The sequence below is a fragment of the Rhizomonospora bruguierae genome, assembly GCF_018397995.1.
Classification (GTDB): Bacteria; Actinomycetota; Actinomycetes; order Mycobacteriales; family Micromonosporaceae; genus Rhizomonospora; species Rhizomonospora bruguierae.
In genome coordinates this window covers 138,304-157,260 of record NZ_BBQH01000014.1, presented here as the reverse complement: position 1 = coordinate 157,260, position 18,957 = coordinate 138,304, and the positions used below count along the sequence as shown (strand labels likewise).

15 protein-coding genes are annotated in these 18,957 nt (G+C 71.3%); 4 read left to right on the top strand and 11 right to left on the bottom strand.

Annotated features, from left to right (window positions below; translation table 11 throughout):
* Positions 1-2: 2 nt before the first annotated feature.
* From KJS59_RS06350 to KJS59_RS06330, 5 genes are all read right to left on the bottom strand, one after another.
* Positions 3-1,298, bottom strand: a complete 1,296-nt coding sequence (locus tag KJS59_RS06350; RefSeq protein ID WP_213451366.1) for an FAD-dependent oxidoreductase — start codon at positions 1,296-1,298, stop codon at positions 3-5.
* 97 nt (positions 1,299-1,395) lie between these two features.
* Complete coding sequence (locus KJS59_RS06345; protein WP_249713920.1) at positions 1,396-1,662, bottom strand: MoaD/ThiS family protein; 267 nt, start codon at positions 1,660-1,662, stop codon at positions 1,396-1,398.
* A gap of 14 nt (positions 1,663-1,676) precedes the next feature.
* Positions 1,677-2,543: an SUMF1/EgtB/PvdO family nonheme iron enzyme gene (locus tag KJS59_RS06340; protein WP_213451365.1), complete on the bottom strand. Its 867-nt coding sequence runs from the start codon at positions 2,541-2,543 to the stop codon at positions 1,677-1,679.
* Positions 2,544-2,564: 21 nt separating this feature from the next.
* Complete coding sequence (locus KJS59_RS06335) at positions 2,565-4,127, bottom strand: MFS transporter (protein ID WP_213451364.1); 1,563 nt, start codon at positions 4,125-4,127, stop codon at positions 2,565-2,567.
* Positions 4,128-4,285: 158 nt separating this feature from the next.
* Positions 4,286-8,551: a glycoside hydrolase family 38 N-terminal domain-containing protein gene (locus KJS59_RS06330; RefSeq protein WP_213451363.1), complete on the bottom strand. Its 4,266-nt coding sequence runs from the start codon at positions 8,549-8,551 to the stop codon at positions 4,286-4,288.
* A 221-nt stretch (positions 8,552-8,772) separates the two neighbouring features.
* Between KJS59_RS06330 and KJS59_RS06325 the strand changes: the two genes are divergently transcribed.
* Positions 8,773-9,933 (top strand): epoxide hydrolase family protein, encoded by a 1,161-nt coding sequence (locus KJS59_RS06325; RefSeq protein WP_213451362.1) that lies wholly within the window; start codon positions 8,773-8,775, stop codon positions 9,931-9,933.
* A gap of 28 nt (positions 9,934-9,961) precedes the next feature.
* A complete protein-coding gene (locus tag KJS59_RS06320) occupies positions 9,962-10,534 on the top strand; it encodes a dTDP-4-dehydrorhamnose 3,5-epimerase family protein (RefSeq protein ID WP_213451361.1) in 573 nt (190 codons plus the stop codon).
* Positions 10,535-10,622: 88 nt separating this feature from the next.
* On the opposite strand, the gene KJS59_RS06315 is transcribed toward KJS59_RS06320, so the two are convergent.
* Positions 10,623-11,918 carry a nucleotide disphospho-sugar-binding domain-containing protein gene (locus tag KJS59_RS06315; RefSeq protein ID WP_213451360.1) on the bottom strand — a complete coding sequence of 432 codons (1,296 nt, stop codon included), beginning with the start codon at positions 11,916-11,918 and terminating at the stop codon, positions 10,623-10,625.
* A gap of 256 nt (positions 11,919-12,174) precedes the next feature.
* On the opposite strand from KJS59_RS06315, the gene KJS59_RS06310 reads away from it, so the two are divergent.
* Both KJS59_RS06310 and KJS59_RS06305 read left to right on the top strand, forming a co-directional pair.
* Positions 12,175-12,759 (top strand): hypothetical protein, encoded by a 585-nt coding sequence (locus tag KJS59_RS06310; protein ID WP_213451359.1) that lies wholly within the window; start codon positions 12,175-12,177, stop codon positions 12,757-12,759.
* On the top strand, positions 12,756-13,310 hold the full coding sequence (locus tag KJS59_RS06305) for a copper resistance CopC family protein (protein WP_213451358.1): 555 nt from the start codon (positions 12,756-12,758) through the stop codon (positions 13,308-13,310). The genes KJS59_RS06310 and KJS59_RS06305 overlap by 4 nt, the downstream gene beginning before the upstream one ends.
* Positions 13,311-13,381: 71 nt before the next feature.
* On the opposite strand, the gene KJS59_RS06300 is transcribed toward KJS59_RS06305, so the two are convergent.
* The 5 genes from KJS59_RS06300 to KJS59_RS06280 form a co-directional block, all read right to left on the bottom strand.
* The gene (locus tag KJS59_RS06300) at positions 13,382-14,422 is read right to left on the bottom strand and encodes an enediyne biosynthesis protein (protein WP_249713919.1); all 1,041 of its coding nucleotides are present in this window, start codon (positions 14,420-14,422) and stop codon (positions 13,382-13,384) included.
* Positions 14,419-16,329: a CRTAC1 family protein gene (locus KJS59_RS06295; RefSeq protein ID WP_213451420.1), complete on the bottom strand. Its 1,911-nt coding sequence runs from the start codon at positions 16,327-16,329 to the stop codon at positions 14,419-14,421. The genes KJS59_RS06300 and KJS59_RS06295 overlap by 4 nt, the downstream gene beginning before the upstream one ends.
* A gap of 220 nt (positions 16,330-16,549) precedes the next feature.
* Positions 16,550-17,908 (bottom strand): cytochrome P450, encoded by a 1,359-nt coding sequence (locus KJS59_RS06290; RefSeq protein ID WP_213451357.1) that lies wholly within the window; start codon positions 17,906-17,908, stop codon positions 16,550-16,552.
* A 56-nt stretch (positions 17,909-17,964) separates the two neighbouring features.
* Positions 17,965-18,501 (bottom strand): flavin reductase family protein, encoded by a 537-nt coding sequence (locus KJS59_RS06285; protein WP_213451356.1) that lies wholly within the window; start codon positions 18,499-18,501, stop codon positions 17,965-17,967.
* A gap of 10 nt (positions 18,502-18,511) precedes the next feature.
* Positions 18,512-18,952: an acyl-CoA thioesterase gene (locus KJS59_RS06280; protein WP_213451355.1), complete on the bottom strand. Its 441-nt coding sequence runs from the start codon at positions 18,950-18,952 to the stop codon at positions 18,512-18,514.
* Positions 18,953-18,957 lie beyond the last annotated feature (5 nt).

Genomic DNA, 18,957 nt, shown 5'->3' with positions numbered 1-18,957 from the left:
GCTCAGTTGGACGTCGGTAGAACGGAGTGCCGGAACACCCGCAGCATGTTCGCCGGCCGCATGAGCGCCTGCGGCGGATCCACCAGACCCGCGGCGCGGATGAACGCGTCGGTGAGGGCCGAGTCGTGAACCGCCGCGCGCTGCAGCCGCGCGACGTACGCGTTGCCGAGGCGCACCTTCAGGGTGCGTTTTCCGTCAACCCCGGGGAAACCCAGGTCGGCGCCGGCGGACAACGCCCACGGGTTGTCGATGTCACGCCCGATGTCGCGGAAGAACGGCAGCGCCTGGGGCATCCCGTGCGCCAGGTGGTCGCGCAGCTTGAGCGACTCGATCGCGGCCATGGTCATCCCCTGCGCGTATATGGGGTTGAAGCTGCACGCGGCGTCGCCCATCACGAGCAGCCGGTCGGGAAACCTGGTCAACCGCTCGTAGCGGCGGCGCACGCTCGCCGGGTACTGGAACATCACCGGATCGTCCAGCGGCTCGGCGGTCCGGATCGCCTGGTAGATCTCGGGCACCGGCAACGACTTGGCGAAGGCGTGGAAGCCTTCCGGGTCGGTCGGCGGGTGGTCCCCCAGCATCCCGGTCAGGGACAGCTCTATCCGGTCGGTGTGGCCCGGCAGCTGGTAGAAGAAGGCGCCACGGGGAAAGGCCGGCGTCGGCGCGGGGACGATGGCCAGGTCGCTGCCGAGCGGATCGCAGTCCAACCGGTAGTGGCGCGTCGTGTAGGCCAGCCCGACCTTCACCCGCTCTTCGGGGGGCCGCGCATAACCCATCTCCGCCAGCCACGCCGGGGTGCGCGAACCACGGCCGGTGGTGTCCAGCACCAGATCCGCGTGGAGCGTCTCGACGCCGGTACCGTCGCGCTCGCGTACCCGGGCACCGCTCACCCGGGTGTTGTCCGCCGTCGTGGCGAGGCCGAGGATGTCGCGGCCTTCCAGGAACGTGACGTTGGGGATCCGCCGCACCCGCTCCCGCACGTGGTACTCCAGCACCGGCCGGGTCGCCGGCACGCAGAGCAGCCCGGAGTGCCCCGGGCGGATCCGCTTGCCGTTGAAGTACCAGCGGATGTCGCCGTTGAAGTCGCCCGGGCGCACGCCCGCCGCCGTCATGTCGGCGGTGATGCCGGGAAACTGCGCCTCGAGGATCTGCTGGCCCTTGGCCATGATCCCGTGCGCGTGCCGGCCGTGGGGGACGCCCCGCCGGTACCCTTTCGCCTCCGTGACCGCGTCCCGGTCGACGAGCACGACCTCGGCGAACCGGTCGGCGAGCACCCTGGCCGCCAGCAGGCCCGCCATGCTACCGCCGAGGACGACGACACGGTCTCCAATGTGGCCTTTCGGCACGGTATCCCTCCATTCTGGATGGTCAGCCCGGGCGGTTCCCGGAGCCCGATCAGCCACCGGCCATGGGCGGCATGATGGTGACCGTGCTGCCGGCGTCCACCACCGTCGCCGCCCGGGCCTGTCGCGGCACGAGGTCCTCGTCCACGCAGATGTTGATGTAGCCGGCGGGCTCGCCGTCCGGTCCGAGCAGCCGTCGCCGCAGGCTCGGGTTGGCCTCGACAAGCCCCTTGATGATCGCCGGCAGTGGGCCGGCCGGAACCTCGAACGTGTGCTGGCCGTCGACGTGCCACACCGATGGCAGGACGAGCTTGACCACGGGAACCTCCTCGCCTACAGGCTCTTCGCGCAGCGGAAGCCGTGCGCGAAGGTGGACCATCCGGTCGGGTCGCCGTGCATCCGGTCGGCGCACCTGACCTGGTAGCGAAGGTTCATCCAGGAACCTCCGCGCATCACCCGGTACCGGCCGACCGCCATCCGGACCGTCTCGTCGCACCGCACCGCGTCGGCGTAGAGGTGCGACAGCGTGGCCGTCCACTCGTAGACGTTTCCGGCCATGTCCCCGCAGCCGAACGGGCTGTCGCCCCGGCCGGCGAAGGCACCGACCGGCGTCGATCGGGGCACCACCGCCTCCCGGGCGCAGGTGTCTTTCCACCACGCCTGCCACTGCCCGTAGGAGGTGAAGGAGCCGGCGTGGTATTCGGTCGTGTTCGCGTTGCCCGCGTCCCAGCAGTCACCCCACGGCCAGAGCCGGAACTCCTCACCGCGAGCCGCGAACTCCCACTCCACCTCCGTCGGCAGACGCTTACCGGCCCACCGGGCGTACGCCGTCGCGTCCTCGAAGGAGACGTGCACCACGGGGTGGTCCTGGTAGCCGTCCGGGATCACGCCGGCGCCCCCGGGGTCGCTCCAGCAGGCCCCCGGCACCTCCGCCCACCCATCCGGCCCGTACACCAGACCGCGCCCGCGGCGTTCGGCTTCGGTCCGGTGGCCGGTGTCGCGGACGAACCCACCGAACTCCCCGACGGTCACCGGGTACCGGTCGATGAGGTAGGGCCGGACCGCGCGACGCACCTGTGGCGTCTCGTCGGCGAACCACTCCCGCGGAAACGGCTGGTCCGCCCGGCCCAGCATGTCCAGAACCCACTCCGGAGTGCCCTGCAGGAACGTGCCCCCGGGAATCCGCACCATCTCGCCCATCTCCAGCTCCCCCGACGTCCGTCACTCGGCCCGCTTCGCCGGGCTGGGCTTGGCGCCGATGGGCGGTATCTCGCGGAGGGTGGCGACCGTCAGGACCGCGAGGGCGAGGAAGAGGACCACACACAGCGCCGCGATGTTCGTGACCGCGTTGTTGAAGGTGTCCCGCGCCGCGGAGACCAGCGCCTCCGCCGGTCCCGTCGGGAGGTCCCGGGCGATGGCCACCGCGTGCGAGATGGAGTCGTTGGCGTGCGTCTCGGCCGCCGGCGAAAGGGCATCGGGCGTCCGGACGTTGCCCGAGTAGAAGACGTTGACCAGGCTGCCGAACACGGCAATGCCCAGCGCCGAGCTCAGCTCGCCCGCGGTCCCGTTCAGCGATCCGGCGGAGCCCGCCTGCTCGGCCGGCGCGGACTGCATCACCAGTTGGCCGCTGAGCACCCCGACCGGGCTGGTGCCCGCCATCACGATGCACAGGCCGACCAGCAGGGTGGTCAGCCCGCCGACCGCGTCGATCTGGCTCAGGACCGCCGATCCGACCGAGGCGACGACCAGCCCGCCGCCGATCACGAACGCCGGCCGGGTGCGCTTCGCCAGCATCGTGGAGAGGTGTACGCCCCCGATCGCCACCGAGATCGGCAGCACCATCCACAGCGCGGTCGCCAGCGTGGAGTACCCCTCGACCAGCTGGAGGTGCTGGTTGAGCACCAGGCCGTTGCCGCTCTGCACGATGCCGACGAGCAGGAACATGGCGAGGGTCGTGCCGATCGCCCGGATGCCGAACAGGCGCATGTCGAGAAGCGGGTTGGGCAGCCGCCGTTCCCGGGTCACGAACGCCGTGCCGAGCGCCAGCCCGACCACGATGGCGACCACGGGCGCCGCCGCCCAGCCCACTCGCGCCAGGGTGGTCACGCCGTAGATCGTCGGGAGCACCGCACTGAGCCACAGCACCACGCTGCTGAGGTCCACCGGCGCGGTCGAGCGCTGCCGCGTCTCGGGCAGCGCGATCGGGCCCACCACGAGCAGCCACAGCATCACCGGCACCGCGATCAGGAAGACCGATCCCGGCCAGAACCAGTGCAGCAGCACCCCGCCGACCGTCGGTCCGAGGGCGACACCGATCATCGCCGACGTGGCGAAGATGGACATCGCGGTGGCCATCTGCCGGCGGTCCGGAAACAGCTGCCGGATGATGGCGAAGACGCTCGGCCCGACCGTGCCGCCGGCGATCCCGAGGGCGGCCCGCAGCACGATGAGCATGACCGGGCTGGTGGTGAACGCGGCCATCAGCGACAGCACGCTGAACGCGGCGGCACCGATCAGGAGCAGCCTGCGATGCCCGATCCGGTCGGCGATGCGCCCCATCGCGACCAGGAACGCCATCAGGAAGAAGCCGTAGATGTCCGCGATCCAGAGGATCTGGGTGCTGCTCGCCCCGAGGTTCTCGGTCAGCTGCGGCAGGGCGAGGAAGATGATGCCGTTGTCCAGGAGGATGAACATCATCGGCACCACGAGTGCCGCCAGGCCGATCCATTCCCGCCGCCCGGCCCGCCGGACCTCGACTGTCTGCACGCTCTCGACCTCGACCATGCATATGAGCATTCGTCAGGAGGGGCATGGCGGGCATCTTCGAGAGTGCCCGGGCGAGTACCCACCTGTCGTCCACATAGGAACGGCCCGGTGCCGTGCGGCCTCTCACACACGGCACCGGGCTCTGTGGAATGCTCGGGAAGCGAACGGCGGTGGAGCTACGCCCGGACGGTTACCGGGACCGAGGCGGTGTACGCCACCGAACCGAACGCCATCACCTTCACCAGCGCCCAGAAGGCGCCCGGCGGCGTGTCCGGCGGGACCCGCACCCGGTACGCCAACGAGGTCCGCGCACCCGGCTCGAGGCGGAACCGCTGGGTCCACGGACCGATCAGGTCCCACGTGCCGAATGGGGTGATGAGCTGCGCCTCGCCCCGCACCTCGCCACCGCAGAGGTTGCCCAGTTCGACCCGGATCTCCTCGGCGCCTCCCGCGGATACCGTCACGGCCGGCGTTCGCACGGTGACGGCGACCGGACGGTCCCCACCGTCGACGCACCCCAGTCGGACGGCACAGACATCCTCGACGGTCTGACCGTCCGCGGTCACCCGGGCGGTGAGATGGTAGATCCCGGCGGGCGCGTCTGGCGCCGGGCGCAGCTCCACATCGAACTGTTCGTATCCGTCGTGGATGTCGACGTCGAGGTCGCCGGTGAGCACGCTCACTTCTGGCGGGGCGACCAGTCGCACGGTTCCCTTCGCGAGGCCGGTGGAGGACACCGTCACCTGTACAGTGGCCGGGCCGGCCAGGTCGACGACCCGGGGCTCCAGGTACACCGTGGCGGGCAGCTCACCCGCCGGTGCGGCGCCCTTGTCGTGCAACCAGTACCGCGAGAACACCGGATGGGCCGGTTCCGCAGCGGGCGGGTTGGGCGCCGTGGCCGCCGGCGGGTGCGGTGGCTCTGGCACGGCGATCACCGTCGCGGTCGCGGCCGCCGCCAGGTCGAGGCACACCGCCCCGTCGACCACGGCCAGCCGCTCCCCCGGCCGCTCCCGGATGTCGGCGCGGGCGGCGTCGCGCAACGGAACGAGCGAACGGATCCGCGCCCGGGTCGGCCTGCCGTCCGTCTCGTAACAGCGGACCACCAGGTCGCCACCCGCGCCCGGCTCCCGACCCGCGTCGAGCGCGTCGGCGGCCGGCTTGCACGCGGTCAGGATGACGTTCTCCGGCTCCGCCGCGAGCAGGCTGGCCCCCGAGGGCGGCAGCGGACCGGCATGCCCCGGCTCGGCCTGTGCCACGAACCGGCTGTTGTACGCCAGGCCGGCGCGCACGAACCCCGCCTCCCGCCAGTCGCCGCCGCCGCAGACGAGGGCGTACTCGAAGGTGTGGCTCCAGTGCTGCAACGCGAAGCTGGACCCGTCCGGTGTGGTCCGCCGCGGCGGGTCGATCCAGGTACCCGTCGGCCACCCGCTGCACGATCTCATCAGCGAGACGGAGAGCGTCCCGTCCGGCTCGACGACGGCGCCGGGGGTGCCACGGTTCAGGACGCCCACCGAGTAGTCGACGAGCCGCTCCCCGTCCGGCACGCCGTGCAGCCCCGCCGGCTGGTCCACGTCGACGGTGGCGTCGGCCAGGTCCGCCACGAGGTCGGCGACGGCCCGCGCGGTTGCCGCATCGTCCCGTCCGGCCACGACGAGGACCGGGAGCGCCCGCTCGCCGCGCAGGTCCGCACCGGGCACCCGGGCCGGCGTGCCGGTCGCCGCGGGGATCCAGAGCCGCGCCGTCCCGTTGGCGCGCAGCTGCTCGTCCAGATTGGACGCGTATTCCGGCTCGGCGGCGTCGAGTACCCGCGCGGTAAACGCGTTCTGGGCCGGCCCGCCGACGCTCACCCGGACGTCGGGGAGGTTGGAGTCGAGGGCCAGCGACCCGTAGCGGGCGCCCTCCGGTCGCGAGGTGGTCGCCGTGACGCCCTGCGCGGCCAGCGCGGCCACCAGGTCGCGCACGGCGCCGCCGCCCTCGTCCGTGCCACCCCGCGCCGCCACGACCTCCGCCACGCCGATGGCGCACCGGTCACCGGGCACTCCCGCGTCGTGGAGCGCGACCCGCACCGTGGACGAGAGCCCCGCCCACGTGTGCGCGGGGCAGTCGAGCGTGAACGGGTGCTCCTTGACGTCGACCCGCGGGTGGCCAAACGTTCGCCCGACCACCGCGTTGCCCACCTCGTACACCGGCCGCGCACCGGGCACCGCGAGCGGGAAGCGCACCCGCGCCAGGCGATCCTGTCCGATGGACCCGTCGAGGCGGGTGCTGAACTCCACCCGGTCGAGCCCGTGCCAGAGCGTCACCTCGGTCGTGACCCGCAGGTCGCCGAGCTGGCAGGTGGCGACGACGCGCTGACCGGCCGGGCTCACTTCGGCGCGCACCGCCGCCGGCCCGTCCGCCGTCGCCGAGCCCGTCCCCGTTGGCACGATGTGCCAGGGCCCCTTGCCGAACTGTGGATGGTCGGCGTACTCGTCGTCGAGAACGATCGAAGCGCCCACCTCCCCGACGCGCAGCACCTCCCGGCCCGCGCGCTTGTCCAGGACCCGGCTCAGCGCGCCGCCGCGCGCCGGATCGGCCTCGATGAGGAACGCCTCGCTCTCCACCCGGTTGCCGTCCACCGGGCGCCAACCGTCGACGGGCCGCTCGCCGCGCAACACCCGGTACACGCGGTATCCGCCCGCTGGGACGTCCGCCGCCACGAACGTGAGCGTGGCCGCCGCGAGCGTACCGTCGGCATGCCGGCGGACGCCGGTGACCACGACCGGCACCGGTACGCCCGCGTCGTCGCCCAGGTCCACCCCGATCGGGCCGGGCGCGGCGAACTCGACGGCCGCGCGGACCAGATCGGTGCGGACCCAGCACTGCGCGTTGACGATGACCAGAGCCTCGCCGTCGCCCCGGGTGTCCAGCTGCGACGCGAGGTGTGCCACCGCCGTGCGCCGGACGCGGGTGGCCAACTCGTACGCCTCCCGCCACGCGCCGGCGAGGTCCAGGTAGACCTGGTCCGAGGCCACCCCGGTGATGCCGTCGTGGTGCGCGCAGAACAGCAGCTGCCGCCACGCCTTGTCCACCGCGCCGGCCGGAAAGGGCGCACCGAGCAGCGAGGCGAGCGTGGCGAGCCGCTCCGCGTCCAGCAACGCCGTCTCGCTCGCCCGGTGGGCTTGCTTCACGTCGATGTACGACACGTCCTTGCCCGGGTACACCGGATTCATGTCACGCGACTGCGGGCTGAACCGGATGCCCCGCCGCGCCGCCTCGACGCGCACCCGGGAGAAGAACTCCGACGGCAGCCCGCACACGAACCGCGGCCAGACGTAGCGCTTGCGCCAGTCACGGTGGACCTCGGTCGTCCACCGCGCCGGGACCACGTGGTTGTACCCCACCGGCAGGATCACGGTCCGGGTCGCCGCCGCGCGCTTCAGGCTCTGGAAGCGTTGGTACGCCTCGGCCTCCGCCTCCTCCAGCGTGTCCACCTCGTTCAGCCGCCACCCGGCCGGGTAGTGGTGGGCGAGGTAGCCGCAGAGCACGCCGCGTCCGTCCGGCGCGATCCATTCGAACTCCGTCGGAAACTGCATGCCGGTCTCGTCGCCGGTCGTCACGGTCGGTCCCCACCGGTGGAAGGGCCCGCGGGCGGTGGCGACGGCGGCCAGCCCCGCGTCCGCGAGGGCGGCCGGCAGTGCCGGGTCGTGGCCGAAGACGTCGAGCATCCAGCCGATGTGCGGGTCCGAGCCGACGACGTCCCGTTGGTACCGGGTCCCGTACAGGATGTTGCGGATGGTGCTTTCGAGGGCCGTCAGGTTGGTGTTCGGCTCGTTGTACATGCCGCCGACCAGTTCGACCCGCCCGGTCGCCATCATCCGGCGCAGCTCCGCCCGCTCCCGCGGGTGCGCGTCCCAGAAGGGCTTGAGATAGTCCAGCCCGGACAGCACGAACTTGTAGTCGGGGTCCCGCCGGGCCAGGTCGAGGTGCGCCCGCACGAGCTCGAACGCGGCGGCTTGGCCGGGTTTGCGCGCGTCCTGCGCCGCCTTCGGCTGATCGTCCCAGGTGGCCAGGTAGCCGGCCTGCGTGTTCCACCAGAACGGGTCGTAGTGGAAGTGCGGCACCATGATCATCGTCCAGCCGGGGGCGCTCACGGTCAGCTCCGCCACCCGGCGGGCCCGGCCGCCGGGGGACTCCGCGTAGACGGTGACCGGCTGGCGGGCGCCCTCGGCCAGCCGCGGATCCACCGCGACGGCCACCTCCACCTCGCGCTCCTCGCCGGCCCGGAGACCGACCACCGTCACCGGTTCCGGCGTGCCGACGCCGTCCCCCTCGATCCACACGGTCACCGCCTCGGTGTCCCGTGTGGAGTCACCGTCGAGGCGGACGTACTGGATCTGGAGTGGGTGCTGTTCCGTGCCGACGAACAGGTCGGTTGACGAAACGGTGCCGATTCCTACCATGTATCCCCGACCTCGCGGCTTCCCGATACCTGCCGGGTGCCGTGGATCCGGGCACCCGAACGACATCAACGATGATCGGCAGGCCGCGCCGCGGTGGGCATCTTCTGCGTTGCGCGGGTCGGCCCTCCGGCGGCTCCCGCAATAGCGCAACCAGGAAGACCCGCCGCGCCGCCGCCGCCGGTCATGCTGGAGCCGCCCGTACGCCGAAGAAAGGACCTGCCGTGCGTCCCTTCCAGATCCGCGTCGCGGAGTCCCAGCTGACCGACCTTCGCCAACGGCTCGGCGCGACCCGTTGGCCGGCCACCACGCTCGAGGCGGGTTGGGCGCGCGGCGTGCCGATGGCGTACCTGCGCGAGCTTGCCGAGTACTGGCGTACCGGGTACGACTGGCGCGCCGCCGAGGCAGAGCTGAACAGGTACCCGCAGTTCGTCACCGAGATCGACGGCGCCACCATCCACTTCGCACACGTCCGGTCGCCCGAACCGGGCGCGCGGGCGGTGCTGCTGACCCACGGCTGGCCCGGCTCGATCGCCGAGTACCTGGACGTCATCGGGCCGCTGACCGACCCGCGGGCCCACGGTGGCGACCCGTCCGACGCGTACCACCTGGTCATCCCCGCGCTGCCCGGGTTCGGCTTCACCGGCCCGGTGACCGAGACCGGCTGGGACGTGCGGCGCGTCGCCAGGGCGTGGGCCGAGCTGATGGACCGGGTCGGCTACGACTCCTACCTCGCCGTGGGCGGCGACTGGGGATCGTTCGTCTCGCTCGAACTGGCCCGCCTGGCACCGGAGCGGGTGACCGGCGCGCACCTGTCCATGGTGCTCACCGCGCCGTCCGGCGCACCGGGCGAGCTCGACCGGCTCTCGCCGTCCGACGCGGCACGGCTGGCCGACGCCGCTCACTTCAACGAGGACCTGTCCGGGTACCTCGTGCTGCAGATGACCCGACCGCACACGCTCGCGTACGGGCTCACCGACTCGCCGGTCGGTCAGCTCGCCTGGATCGTCGAGAAGTTCCGCGAGTGGAACCGCGAAGCCGGGACGCCGGACCAGTTCATCGAGCGGGACCGGCTCCTGACGAACGCGAGCATCTACTGGTTCACCGGCACGGCCGGCACGTCGGCCCAGCTGTACTACGAGTCCGCGAAGTATCTCGGCGCCCTGTTCGTCCCGGGGGTACGACCCGAGCCGGTGAAGGTGCCCATCGGCGTGGCCTCCTACCGGCTGGACACCACGCCGCCGATCCGCGCGTTTGCCGAGCGCGACTACCCCACGATCTCCCACTGGTCGGAGATCGACGGCGTGGGCCACTTCGCGAGCATGGAACGGCCCGAGGTCTTCGTCAACGATCTGCGGGCGTTCGGCCGGTCCCTGGCCGGCTGAGGGAACCAAGGCACAGAGGGAGGACCAGATGACACCGGTGGGGATCTCCGGCGCTTGGCTCCGGCGGGCGCGGGTCTTCAGCGACACGCGGGGCAGCTTCCACGAGTGGTTCCAGGGCGCGGAGATTCGCGCGGTGGCCGGACACGACTTCGGGCTGCGGCAGGCGAACTGCGTGGTGTCCAGGCGGGGCGCGCTGCGCGGCGTCCACTACACCGCGACGCCGCCGGGGCAGGCGAAGTACTTCACCTGCCTGAGCGGCGCGATGCTCGCCGCGGTGGTCGACATCCGGGTGGGCTCGCCCACCTTCGGTCAGTCGCGCACCGTGGAGCTCGACGCGGGGCAGCACACCGGCCTGTACGTCTCCGAAGGGCTGGGCCAGGCGTTTCTGGCGCTCACCGACGACACCGTGCTCATCTACCTGTGTTCGCGGCAGTTCGATCCGGGCGTGGAACACGCCATCAACCCGCTCGACCCCCAGCTCGGCATCGCCTGGCCGGGAGACGTCGTCCCGGATCTGTCCGAAAAGGACAGCGCGGCACCCACGCTGGCCGAGGCCCAACGGTTGGGGCTGCTCCCCACCTACACGGAGCCCACGACCTGACCCGCGCACCGGTGCCGGAGGGCGATCGCACGGCTGAGGGCGCCAGATCACCTGGCGCCCTCAGCCGTTGTCCGGTATGGGGTGCAGCTCAACCGTCCAGGGTCAGCTTCTCCAGCGTCGGCACCAGGTCGGTGGGGCTCGGCGCGACCATCAGGTCACTGCGCAGCCGGGCCGCGCCGGCCGCGTACGCCGGGTCCTTGAGCACGGTCATCACCTGCTCCCGCAGGCTGACCACCGAGCGCTCGGTAAAGTCGAGCACCTCGCCGGCGCCGAGGCTGGTGACGTATCCGCCGGTCACCGACCAGAGCCGGTACCCGGCCACCGAGGTGGAGCCGGGGCCGATCACGAGCTGCGGCACCCCGGCATGGCCGGCGGTGGCCGTCGTGCCGATCCCGCCGTGGTGGATGAGCAGGGCGCAGGTCAGCATGAGCTGGTCGAGCGGGAGGAAGTCGGCGATCCGGACGTTCGACGGGAGCCTCCCGACCGATCGCAGCTGCCTCTCGTTGAGCGTGGCCACCACCTCGACGTCCAGGTCGGACAGCCCGCTGAGGAGCAGCTCGACGAAGCTCCAGTCCGCGGACGGAAGGTAGTGGCGCACCGACATACCCAGCGAGACCGCGACCCTCGGCCGCCGACCCTGGTACAGCCAGTCGGGCAGGGTCACCTGGGCGGTGTACGGTATCCACCGCATCGCGATCCGCCGGGTGTCCACCGGGAAGTTCATCCCCATCGGCACGTGGTCGATCGTCCACTGCCCGTAGAGCGTGTCGCGGTCGACCGGCACGTCGTACTTCTCCGCCATCGCCCGCACCGTCTCGACGAACGGGTTGGGCACCCCTGCGCTGCCGGGCCGCGTGGCGAGCTGGGCGTACCGGTCGAGAAACCAGCCGTTGAAGTCGGTGCCGGTCAACCGCGCCTGCGCCGCGCCGACCACGCGGGCCCCCACCGCCGCGCCGGGCACGCACGGGTCCCAGACGACCAGGTCGGGCCGCCAACGCCGGAAGAAGTCCACCATTCCTTCCATGGCCGGCATCGGGTCGTCCGGCGAGCCCTGGAACGGCGTGAACTCCCACATCGAGGGCAGGAAGCCCGTGGCCACCACGTTCCAGCGGCTCTGCTCCGACTCCGGGACCCCGAGCGCGTCGGTGATCCGGTCCATCTCCTCCCGCTCACGCGGCCAGGGCGCCGCCGGACCGGCCGGTGCCGGCATCTCCGCCTCGCTGCACATGGGCTTGAACGGCATCCCGGAGGAGACGACGGCGTCCCCGATGGACGGGTGGGACAGGAAGATCACCTCGTGTCCACCGGCGCGCAGCGCCCACGCCAACGGAATGAACGGGAAGAGATGGGCCGGCGTCGGCCACAGCACCATAGCGACACGCACGACATCTCCCAACGGGCCCGGCGGTTGGCGAATGGCCGGCGCCGTGCGGCACCGGCCACTGCGGACACGGTCAGGATCGCCCGCCACCACTTGTCGAGCATCTTCCCGGTTGCGGACATCGCGGCGCCCGCCCCGCACCGGCGAAGGCCCCTGCCAGGACGACAGCACCGGCGGCTCAACGGGGCAACGTGCGAGATGACCGGGGCACCGGAGCCGGCGCAGCATCACTCCATATGCCCGATGAAAGGAGTACCCCATGACGGCAGCGGCCGCCACGCCACACGGTGGCATCCCGACCGCGCTCAATACGAAGTACCACCGGGCCGCCCTCAACGGCTTCCTCGTCGTGGTCCTGGCGCACTGGGCGGAGCACCTCGTGCAGGCGTACCAGATCTGGGTCATGGGCTGGCCCCGCCCGGCCGCCAGGGGCCTGCTCGGCCAGGTGTTCCCCTGGCTGGTCAGTTCGGAGTGGCTGCACTACGGATACGCCCTGGTCATGATGGTCATGCTGTTTCTGCTGCGGCCCGGTTTCACCGGCCGCGCCCGGACCTGGTGGACGGTCGCCGCCGCCATCCAGTTCTGGCACCACATCGAGCACCTGCTGCTGCTCGTCCAGGCCCAGAGCGGCCACAACCTGTTCGGCAGGCCGGTGCCGACCAGCGTCGCGCAGCTCGTGTTCGAACGGGTGGAGCTGCACCTGTTCTACAACTCCGTCGTGTTCATTCCCATGGTCATCGGCATGTACTTCCACCTGCGCCCCAACCAGACCGAGCGGCGGGCGATGGCCTGCGGCTGCGCGGGTCCGCTTGCCTCGCCCGCCGCCTCCGCCGCGACGCCATGAGGCCGGCGGGTTTCTCGCCGCCACGCCGGACGGCCAGCCGCCTCGCGCTGCTGGCCGTCCTGGTGTGTGCGGGTCTGGCGGCGACTCCCGGCGCCGGTTATGCGGCCGAGCGGCTCACGGCCGCCCGGCCGGCCGACGGCGCGGCGCTGGCCACCGCCCCGACCGAGGTGGTGCTGACCTTCTCCCGGGCTCCGGACCGGCAGCTGTCCCACATCTCCGTCCGGGACAGCGCCGGACAGGAGGTGGGCAGCGGCGAGCCCGCCCGCTCCGGTGCGGACGGTCTGCGCGTGGAGGTGTCCATCCGGTCCCCCGGTGACTACACCGTCGCCTACCACGTGGTGCTCGACAACGGCAGCGACGTCACCGGCGCGCTGCGCTTCAGCTCGGGCACCGGTATCCCCCCGGCGCCGATGGGCAAGGCGGAGTCCGCCCGGGTGACGGCCGGCGGCCACGCGCACGGCGTCGACCCGATCGGCGCCACGCTGCTGCTGGTGGACCTGGCGGTCGTGGTGTTCGTGGGAGTGTTGCTGCTGCGCCGCCGACCCGGATAGCACAACGGATGGGCTGGGTGCCGCACCCAGCCCATCCGGCCAGCCGGTCAGTCGGTCAGTCGGTCAGGCGGTCAGGCGGTCGCCGGGACCGTGCGCGGGGGGACCGGTGCGAGCGCCTCCTGCCGCTGCCGGCCACGCGCGAGCGACCACTTGACCCACCAGAACACCCCGCGGCCCAGACACACGACGCACACCGCGAAGAACAGGGTGTAGACGATGTTGAAGACCATCAGGACGCCGTACACCGTGGCCACGAGCGAGCCGAACATGAACTGCGCCCGGGCGCTCACCGGCGTCGTCGCCGGGTCCGTGACCATGTAGTTGGTGAACAGGACGAACGCGACGCCGGTCATCATCCCGAGCGCCGACCACAGCGCCACGTCCCAGACGAAGTGCCGCACCAGGGCCTGGATCACGAAGCCGCCGAGCCAGCCCAGGATCAGGGGAACCCTCCGGGTGAGCATCGCGTTGAGCGTCGTACCCGCGGTGAGGATGATGAACGGGATCATCAGCCGGAAGACGTCGGGGACCTCCTCCGTGAAGTGGTACGGCGGCGCCACGTTCACCCACGGAAACACCAGCAGGGCCGCGGTGATCCCGAGGTTGGACGGGTTCATGAAGTGCCGCATCCGGCCGTTGATCGGCGCCCGCAGCACCACCTTCTGCCCGATGGCCACGACCACGGCGAAGGCGATCGGCCAGAACCGGTTGTTGGCGTACAGCAGCATGTTGGCCGCGAGCGCCGTGATGTGGGTGGGCAGCAGGAACGTGTAGAGCCCCCACATGCCGTTGCCGGTGAACTCCGGACGCCTGCGGTGTGCCCAGGCGGCGATGAGCTCGATCACGATCTCGGTGGTGTAGCCCAGGGCGAGCGCGAGCAGTGGCCACGCCCACGGCTGCTCGAAGCCGAGCACCGTGTACCCGAGGATGTTGAAGATGCTCATCGAGATGGCGAAGTTGCGCAGTGCCTTGTAGCGCGGGTCCTTCCCGTCCACCCGGGGGACCGCCCTGCGCACCGCCGGGTCTGTGCGGTGCGTCGGCGTGCCTGTCCCGTGCGGCAGCGTGGCCGTGTTCGGGCCGTCGCCCGCCGGAGCCTCCTGCTGGGCCGTCATCGCGCCGGTACCTCCAGGGCTCGCGTGGTCAGCATGAGGTCATGCCAACCGCTGGTCAGATCAAGGGTCTGGTGATGGACGACACCGTCCAGGTCGCGCCAGGACAGCTCGACCGACACCGGCCGGTCGCCGTCCGCGCCGAGCCCGAAGAAGACGTCGAAGCTGCGCTTGCCGCTGTGCCCGCTCCCCCCGTCCAGCTGCGCGACCTGCACGTGCCCGCCGGCGGTGACGATTCTGGCCAGCGCGCCGTAGGCCGGCGAACCGACCACCCGGCCACGCACGCGGTTCAGCTCGTCGCCCGCGCCGGCGACCGGGCGGTACAGCCGCAGGCCGAGGAAGGCGTCCTTGCGCGGAATCTCGTTGTGGTAGAACGCCGGCGGACCCCATTGCCGGGCGACCGCGAAGTCCTGAGCGCCGTCGCCGTCGGTGTCCGCGACCGCGACGCCGCGGGTCGGGATGGGCACGTCCAGCCCGAGCGCGGCACTGACGTCGAGGAACTTGCCGTCCGCCTTGCGGACCCAGAACGCCAGCCGCTGGGACCCGGCGATGTCGTCACCCGGCCCCTGCTTGGGCCACATCTGGGGGTTCTCCAGCAACAGGTCGTTGCTGGCGGCAAGCTCCTGCAGCCAGTTCCAGCGGTTGACGGTCCCCTTGATGAACCCGTCGGTCTGCACCACGGCCAGGTGCCCGCTGTTGTCGAAGTCCGCCATCTTGGCGTCCCAACCCCAGCCCGTCCAGGCGATGTCGTACCGCGCGGACTTCTCGTCGAACGGCGCCGTGCCGCGCTCGAGTTTGGCCCTGGCCTCGGCGGCGGTCGAGGTGTTGTTGATCCAGAGGAAGTTGCTCTCCTCCAGGCCCCAGGACGTGGTGATGTTGCTGACGAACATGTCGAAGCTGCCGTCGGAGTCGATGTCTCCGAATTCCATCGACATCCCCTTGAACGAGTCGTGGCCGAGCACCATCGACTTGGGGGTGAACGCGCCCCGCCGCCCCAGCACCTCGGTGAACCTGATGCGCCCGCGCGTCGACACGTTGTGCAGCAGGTGGTCGTTGCCGAAGTCGTTGGCCAGGTACAGCTCCGGCAGCAGGTCACCGTCCAGATCGGCCGACCCGGCGCCGAGGGTCCAGCCGCTGGCCGCCGACGCGTCGATCGCCCCGGCCTGCTCCTGGTACTGGACGGACGGCTCCCCGCCGCCGGTGGCGGACACCCAGCGCAGGACGTGCGCGCCGCCGGCGTTCTTCGCCTTGGACATGGAGTGGTTCATGCGCACGTTGGCCGGCGCGTCCGGGTCGAGCACCGCGGAATCGGGGAAGTAGTTGTGCACCGAGATGTCCGGGCCACCGTCACCGTCGAAGTCCGCGACCGCGATCGCGTTGGTGTTCCATAGTGGACCATGGTAGGTCCCGTCCGGGGATGGCACCTGAGGCACCAGCTCGGCCGGCCGGAACGCGGCGAGATTCAGCCCGGTTGTCTCCGCCTTCCGCAGGAACAGCACCGGGGTGCGGCCCCAGTAGTACACCAGCAGGTCCATCCGGCCGTCGAGGTTGAAGTCGCCCGGTACGCATCCCATCGGCGCGATCGCGGGGCCCATCGGCAGCGGTGCCGGGTCCAGGACGAACGGTGGGTACCGGTCGCCGCTGGTGGGCGCCGGCGTGACGATGGCGGTATCGCTACGGGTGTCCACAAGACACAGATCGTTCGCGACACCGGTGCCCTCGATGTCGTTCGCCGCGACCGCGGCGCCGACGGACGAGATCCAGGAGCGGATGTTCTGGTAGTCGGGGTTCACCTCGCGGATGGTGCGCTGCGCGAGGCCCGGCGGGAGCGCGATCGGCAACTGCGTGAAGCGGAAGCCCGCGGCCACGGACGCCTTCTCGTCGGCCGACGCCTCGGGCGCCCTGGCCATGAGAAACAACGTTCCCGCCAGCAGGATCGCGAAGACGGCCGGCAGCGCTCTGCGCGCCGGCCCGACGGATTGGGTTGGCAACTGGTTCCCCCTTCAGGTGGCGATGCGGGACCACCGAAATCCTGGCGTGGCACCCACCTGATGTCTTCTCACCGGATGCTGGATCGCCGGTACGGCACCGGTTGCGCAATCGTGGAGTACCGGTGCCGGATGATCCGTCCTAGCCGAAGGGATGGACGGTCATCGGCAGCCCGCCCCGCACCCGCAACGACAGCATCGGCTCCGGCACCACGGCGTGCGTGGGCACGCGTACCAGTCGCAGCTCGCGGCAGAGCATCGCGAGCGCCACGACCGCCTCCATCATGCCCAGGCTGCTACCCACACAGACGCGCGGGCCCGCACCGAACGGGATGTACGCGTACCTCGGTCGGTCCACTGTGCTCTCCGGGTCGAACCGCAACGGGTCGAACCGGTCCGGGTCCGGCCAGAACCGCGGGTTCCGGTGCATCGTGAAGGGCGAGACGACGACGTCCGACCCCGGTGGAACGTGGTACGGCCCGACCTGGTCGGCCCGCTTCGACCTGCGCGGCAGCAGCCACACCGGTGGGTACATGCGCATCGCCTCCTGCACCACCATTGTGGTGTACCGGAGGCGTTGCAGATCCTCGTAGACCGGCAGCCGGTCGCCGAGCACCCCGGTGGCCTCCGCGTGCAGGCGCTCGCGGACCTCCGGGTGACCGTCGACGAGGTAGAGCGTCCAGCCCAGGGTGCTGGCGGTCGTCTCGTGCCCGGCCAGCAGCAGCGTCACCAGTTCGTCCCGCAGCCGCTGCCGGCGTACCCGCGAGTCCGGCTCGGCGCCGGTCGAGAGGATCAGGCGGGACAGCACATCGTCGCGGCCGGCCACGTCGTCCCGGCGCGCGACCAGCTCGTCGACGATGCGCTGCAGGTCCCGGCGGGCCCGCCGGAACCGGCGCTGCCGGGCCAGCGGGATCCAGGTCGGCACCGCGCTCAGCGTGGCGAGCTCGAACATCGCCTGGTCCTGCACGGCCGCGAACGAGTCACCGATCGAATCCAGCGCGGTGAGGTCGGCGTCCAGCAACGCCCGGCCCAGGACGCCCAGCGTCAGCCCGGTCATCTCGGTGATGACGTTCACCGGCCCGCTGGCCGCCCGCAGCCGATCCACCAGGACGGCCACCTCCTCGGCCACCACCGAGATCTGCGCCGCGATCCGCCTGCTCTGGAAGGACGGCTGGATCACCTTGCGCTGCTTGCGCCACAGCTCGCCCTCGCTCGTCAACAGGCCGTCCCCGAGTGCCCGGCGCGCGTGCACCAGGCCGATGCCCTTCTCGTAGTTGGCGCTGTTGTCGGCGAGCACATGCTTGACGTAGTCGGGGTGGTTGAAGAAATAGAGCGCCTTGTGGCCGACCGGCAACCACGAGGCGTCGCCGTACTCCCGGGCCGCGGCGGTCATCATGCCGAGCCGGTCGCGGCTCATCACCACGAGCATCCTCAGGGCGGCGGCGCGTGGTGGGCCGGGTGGGCGCCGGCGGGTGGGGGTGGTGCTAGCTGTCGTCGTCATCGCGTACGCGGTGCCGCCCGCGACGGGCCAGCACCGCTGCCCCCTCTCAGGCGTGGTCAGGTGGTCAGGTCGACGGCCGCCTCCCGGTCCAGCTGGCGAAACCGGCCGTTGAGGAAGAGCAGGACCTCCGCGTCCGGCTCGCGGTCGAACCGCACCAGACGACCGACGACGATGCTGTGGTCCCCGCCGTCGTAGGTCCGCCACAGCTCGCACTCCAGGAGCGCGGCCGCGTCCGCCAGCAGCGGTGCGCCACCGAATCCGCCGGGAAACCAGTCCACCGGATCGAACTGCCGGTGCCCCAGCGGACGACGGGGGTTGGCGAAGTGCCGGGCCACCGCCTCCTGATGGGCGGCGAGCACCGAGATGCCGAACGCGTCGGCGCTCAGCAGCCGGTCGTGCATCACGGTATCGCGCCGCACGCAGACCAGGATCAGGGGCGGATCGAGCGAGACCGCGGTGAACGAGTTGGCGGTCATCCCGTGTGGCTCCGTGCCGGCCACCGTGACCACCGTGACTCCCGTGGCGAACAGGCCTAGGGTACGGCGCAACAGCAGCGGGTCGTTCGCGATCGCCAGGTTGGAACGCACGTGCACGGTAGCCTCCCTACGTCTTGGCCAGTCCGAGGTACGGCTCGAGCGCGCGCACCAGCGATTCGGGCACCCGGGCCGGGACCGTCCGGGTGTTCGGCCCGCGCATGCAGGCGACGCGCTGCAGCCCGCGGGCCACCAGCGTCTCGCCCTCCCCCGGCGTCAGGCGTACGTAGTCGAAGGTGAACTGGATCTGCGTCTGGGCCAGCTCGGCCAGCCGCATCCGGATGGCCAGGTCGTCGAAGGCGGTCAGCTCGGCGAAGAACTCGCAGGACACCCGCAGCGTGAACAACTTCAGGTCGGCGCGCAGGTCGTCGAGCACCTCGGGGGCCCACTCCTTGAGGAACATCTCCCGGCAGCGCCCCTGCCAGCGCAGGTAGTTCACGTAGTAGACGTTGCCCACCAGGTTGGTCTCCTCCAGGCCGACCGTGTGGCGGTACTCGTAGTAGCCGTCCACCGCCG

What these genes read in the sequence shown, in the direction of transcription:
- KJS59_RS06350 (WP_213451366.1), bottom strand. Translation starts at nt 1,298, where the DNA reads ATGGCGGGCCTGCTGGCGGCCAGGGTGCTCGCCGACCGGTTCGCCGAG.
- KJS59_RS06340 (WP_213451365.1), bottom strand. Translation starts at nt 2,543, where the DNA reads ATGGGCGAGATGGTGCGGATTCCCGGGGGCACGTTCCTGCAGGGCACT.
- KJS59_RS06335 (WP_213451364.1), bottom strand. Translation starts at nt 4,127, where the DNA reads ATGGTCGAGGTCGAGAGCGTGCAGACAGTCGAGGTCCGGCGGGCCGGG.
- KJS59_RS06330 (WP_213451363.1), bottom strand. Translation starts at nt 8,551, where the DNA reads ATGGTAGGAATCGGCACCGTTTCGTCAACCGACCTGTTCGTCGGCACG.
- KJS59_RS06320 (WP_213451361.1), top strand. Translation starts at nt 9,962, where the DNA reads ATGACACCGGTGGGGATCTCCGGCGCTTGGCTCCGGCGGGCGCGGGTC.
- KJS59_RS06310 (WP_213451359.1), top strand. Translation starts at nt 12,175, where the DNA reads ATGACGGCAGCGGCCGCCACGCCACACGGTGGCATCCCGACCGCGCTC.
- KJS59_RS06305 (WP_213451358.1), top strand. Translation starts at nt 12,756, where the DNA reads ATGAGGCCGGCGGGTTTCTCGCCGCCACGCCGGACGGCCAGCCGCCTC.
- KJS59_RS06300 (WP_249713919.1), bottom strand. Translation starts at nt 14,422, where the DNA reads ATGACGGCCCAGCAGGAGGCTCCGGCGGGCGACGGCCCGAACACGGCC.
- KJS59_RS06295 (WP_213451420.1), bottom strand. Translation starts at nt 16,329, where the DNA reads ATGGCCAGGGCGCCCGAGGCGTCGGCCGACGAGAAGGCGTCCGTGGCC.
- KJS59_RS06290 (WP_213451357.1), bottom strand. Translation starts at nt 17,908, where the DNA reads ATGACGACGACAGCTAGCACCACCCCCACCCGCCGGCGCCCACCCGGC.